Source organism: Proteiniphilum sp. X52 (assembly GCF_003712195.1).
Classification (GTDB): Bacteria; Bacteroidota; Bacteroidia; order Bacteroidales; family Dysgonomonadaceae; genus Proteiniphilum.
This window is the reverse complement of record NZ_RDSD01000043.1, coordinates 1-4114: the sequence shown is the minus strand read 5'-3', so window position 1 is coordinate 4114 and position 4114 is coordinate 1. Positions and strand designations below refer to the sequence as shown.

Annotated in this window: 6 protein-coding genes; all 6 read left to right on the top strand. The window is 30.9% G+C overall.

Annotated elements, in window-relative coordinates; translation table 11 throughout:
- Positions 1 to 237, top strand: a 237-nt coding sequence (locus D7D25_RS18325) for a hypothetical protein (RefSeq protein ID WP_255417380.1), incomplete at its 5' end; no start/stop codon positions are given.
- Positions 215 to 565, top strand: coding sequence for a DUF1573 domain-containing protein (locus D7D25_RS17325; RefSeq protein WP_255417381.1), 351 nt, complete (start codon positions 215 to 217; stop codon positions 563 to 565). The genes D7D25_RS18325 and D7D25_RS17325, both read left to right, overlap by 23 nt.
- Positions 566 to 648: 83 nt before the next feature.
- Positions 649 to 936, top strand: coding sequence for an NVEALA domain-containing protein (locus D7D25_RS17320; RefSeq protein WP_122970170.1), 288 nt, complete (start codon positions 649 to 651; stop codon positions 934 to 936).
- A gap of 236 nt (positions 937 to 1172) precedes the next feature.
- Positions 1173 to 2348: a 6-bladed beta-propeller gene (locus D7D25_RS17315; protein WP_122970169.1), complete on the top strand. Its 1176-nt coding sequence runs from the start codon at positions 1173 to 1175 to the stop codon at positions 2346 to 2348.
- Positions 2349 to 2436: 88 nt separating this feature from the next.
- On the top strand, positions 2437 to 2706 hold the full coding sequence (locus D7D25_RS17310; RefSeq protein WP_122970168.1) for an NVEALA domain-containing protein: 270 nt from the start codon (positions 2437 to 2439) through the stop codon (positions 2704 to 2706).
- A 95-nt stretch (positions 2707 to 2801) separates the two neighbouring features.
- The gene (locus D7D25_RS17305; RefSeq protein WP_122970167.1) at positions 2802 to 3923 is read left to right on the top strand and encodes a BF3164 family lipoprotein; all 1122 of its coding nucleotides are present in this window, start codon (positions 2802 to 2804) and stop codon (positions 3921 to 3923) included.
- Positions 3924 to 4114: the final 191 nt, after the last annotated feature.

Sequence of the window (4114 nt, the reverse complement as noted above, 5' to 3'; positions counted from 1 at the left end):
TTTTATTTGCTTACTTCTGCCTTGGGATGCAAGAACCCCAACAGCAATCTTTTTTATGATTCGTTTCCTGCCAATATCTCACTTACGGGAAAGAGTATTGATACAGACTCTGTCATGTTGCGCTATCCCTTCTATTTTTTATTGTTGATGGGAGTATGCGGATTGATGCTTTCTTGTAAAAGAAATCCGCAAAAAGAAATTGCCAAATTTGCGTGTGAAAGAAATGTATTTATCTGAAATTTCGCAAAATACATATCAAAGCAGGGCAACACAATCATCTCGCAACACGCAAATTGAGGCAGATAGAGTGGAATTTGATTTGGGAACCATACCAAAAGGGGATGTCAAAACGGTTAGCGTTTCAATAAAGAATGTGGGCGATTCGCCTTTTATGATATTCGATACCCGTGCCTCGTGTGGGTGTACACAAATTGAATATGAAAAGAAACCGCTATTGCCGGAAAGCATTATTGAAGTAAATATAACATATCATGCCGATGATCGGGGGCATTTCAATAAAACGGTGTCCCTGTATGGCAATATGGATGGTTCGCCATTGATTTAAAACTTAAAGGAAATATAGAATAAAAAGTCCTCAATAATGAGGCATTAATCAATAATTTATTAACAAACTAAATTTTTATTCGTATGAAGAAGAAAATTTTATCGGGCCTGTTCGCCCTCGCACTCCTTGCAACCGCAGGTTATGGAGTGAACAAAAGTATGAACGGTAATGCCAATTTGAGTGATTTGGCGTTGGCGAATGTGGAAGCGTTGGCGCAAGGTGAAGATTTTGAAATAGTTTGTGGACGTTATCAAGGTCCATGTTGGACTAAAGATTACATGAACTATGTCAATTGTGGAGAATATACGTTAGTACACCCTTGCAAATTTACGGGATACATGAGTGACCGCTGCGTATCTCCCTGTCAATAATGCTTTTACATATCCGTGTTACCCCTATATTTTTAATTCATTCTCCCATAAAAACAATATACTCATGTTTTCTGTTCTTTAAATTCTAAAGAAAGTCTAAAGTATTAGCTTTTTGAGGATAGCTAATTGTATAAGGTGAAATACGGATATGTTTTAACTTTTAATATTATCAAATTTACTTGCTTATTAAAAAAATTACTTATCCGTTTGTAACAGTTAAATGATAAAAATTGATTATGAAAATAAATTTATATGAGTTTGATAATACAAATCTATTGTATGCTTTTTTAATATTATTGGCATTCTCTTTGATCTTTTTCAGCTGTAACAATAACAAAGAAAAATTGAGTAACCATGCCACCATAAACTTAACCGTTGATTTAGAAAGTATCAAAGAGCCTCAATTGAAAGATGTGTTCTCTACAATACATATTGATACTTTAGAGTATACGAATCATTCTGTTATTGGAAATCCCTTTAATGGTAAATACTACATATATGTGCCTGAAAAATATTTCATTTTAGCTGATAACAGATATGTAATAAGCATATTTGATACAAACGGAAAATTTTTATCATCTTCAATAAATTGTATAGGAGAAGGTCCCAGAGAATATAGTATATTGCAAGATTTTAATTATAATAAACATGATAACACAATGGAGGTGTTGGATCATTTAGGAAATATAGTTGTTTATGATATGAGTTTTAATTTTATTTCTAAACACAAAATAGCATTAAAACCAGCGGATAGAGTTAGAATTATATATCCGTATGAAAAAGACAATTATGCCCTAATTGATGATACTCAAAAATCAATAGTTTATTTATATAATAAAAAAAACAAAAAAATGGGAGCCATTAATTATGATGGTATTATTGCACCAGTAACGGCAAATTCCACTCCATTTCGTCATTTTGCAGGTGAAATTTATTTTTTTCCGTGCGAAATCAATAATACGATTTTCATATTTAACACTAAATCTAAAACTTTTATACCAAAATATAATATTAAATCAAATAAAAGTATAAATCGAAAGAGTGTCAATAAATTAAAAGGAGGCATTGAAGCAATATCAAAATATGTAGGATACGAATCTAATTATTATTCTCCATTAAATAGATTTTTGAGTGATACTTATATGATTACCCTCTTTATCAAGGGAGGTAACCAGTTTATCAATATTTATAACCTAAAAACGAATAAAAATTCAACATTTTCCAAATCACCTCATTATAAAGAAAATATTCCTACTTGTTACTTTTTAGAAAATGATTTTATGCATGCTATAATACAACCAGATGAAATTTATGATTTCATAGATGTCTCTCTCGTAGAAAATAAAAAAATATTGAATTCCTTAAATGAATTCGGAAATCCTTTAATTGTTAAATATAAGCTGAAATTATGACTTCTAACTTGAACAGAAAACATTTCAAACAACCAAATTATTTGTAGACAATAATCAATAATCTATTAACAACTAAAATTTTGTTCGTATGCAAAAGAAAATTCTTTCCGGCCTGTTCGCTCTTGCACTTCTGGCAACCGCAGGTTTCGGAGTGCACAAAAGTATGAACAGTGATGCAGATCTGAGTGATGTGGCGTTGGCCAATGTGGAGGCATTGGCACAAGGAGAAAGTGGAGGAGGAAATAAATGCTACAATTCTATTACAACAAAGGAAGGTAGCCAAATTCTTTATTGTGGTACATGTAAATATGAACCGGGCACTAATACGTTCTGGTCTGGTACCGGAACTTGTCCGTAATTTCGAATAAAATCTGTATGCTTATTTCAAATTTGAAATAAGCATACTTTATTGAAAGAAAACTACTCACAGAAACATTTTAATAAATTAGTTTTATGTCAAAATTTGTATTTCATGTTGTAATCGTATTTATTTTTTTTAATTTCTGGAATTGTGCATCAGATTCAAAAGAAAGACTAACCAACATGGTTTTTGATGATATTAAGTATATTGATAATTTCCCACAATCATTTTCTATTGATGGAGAAAAAATAGATATTGATGTTATAGGTGTTCGAAATTTCGTTATTTCCGATTCAGCCATCATTATGTCTACAAACAATAAAGATAGTTTATGGGTAATTGCATCTTTACCCGATCTTCATGTTCAGGGAAGTATATTAAAAAGAGGACAAGGTCCTACCGAGCTAACCATTTCTCCCAGTACTACTTACAATACTAAATTAATTAAAGAAGACAATCAGTTGTTCGCATATATATATGAATATAATAAAGGAGAATTGATAAAGTTGAATATTTCCTCATCGTTAAATACTGGAAAATCTGATGTTTCAATAATTAACGATTCCTTGCCAAAATCATTATTTAATTTTATTGTAATCGATGATTCAACATACTTGTGCAAAGAAGCCCGGAATAATCATACGCAACAAATAAGATACATCTATAAACAAAAAAAAGAAGTAAATGATTATTCTAATTTAGCCAAATTGAATAATGTTTCAATTAGATATAATGAAGATATAAACATTCTCTCGACCATAACTCAACATAATCCATCTAATGACATAATAATAGAAATGCCTATTGGTCTTAATTATATAAATATGTACTCATTGGATGATTCGTTTGCACGGACAGTTTGTGTCGGTAAAAGTTTGTTCAATATAGAGCGGATTCAAAATAATAATAGATGGGACAGAATATATACTTTTTCTGATTTACGCCTATTTGAAAATTTTTGGGGTGTTTTATATATCAATGAGTCTGAAAAAAATTATCAGCTTAAACGAAAGAATTACCCCTCTATTTTACTTTTTGACTGGACAGGAAATTCGCTAGCAAAACTAACTCTAAACCAATTCGCCACTTCTTTTGATATAGATTTGCAGACATCACAAATTTACACTTTTGATGTGGAAACAGAATTGTTTTTTAAATATGATATTACAAATGCACTATCTTCGTTAAATATAGCGGAAACATCTAAAAACTAACTGTTACATATTACCACATCGTTGACAGTTCTAAGTTTCTTAGACGTATCACCACATCGTTGACAAACCCTATAGGGTATAATTACCCCCAAATCTTAGACAACAAGTATCATTAAAAAAGTATTAATTTTGTTGTCATGGTCAAGAGAAAAAGTTACAGTTCAGGCTTCAAAACGAAAGTCGTTTTAGAA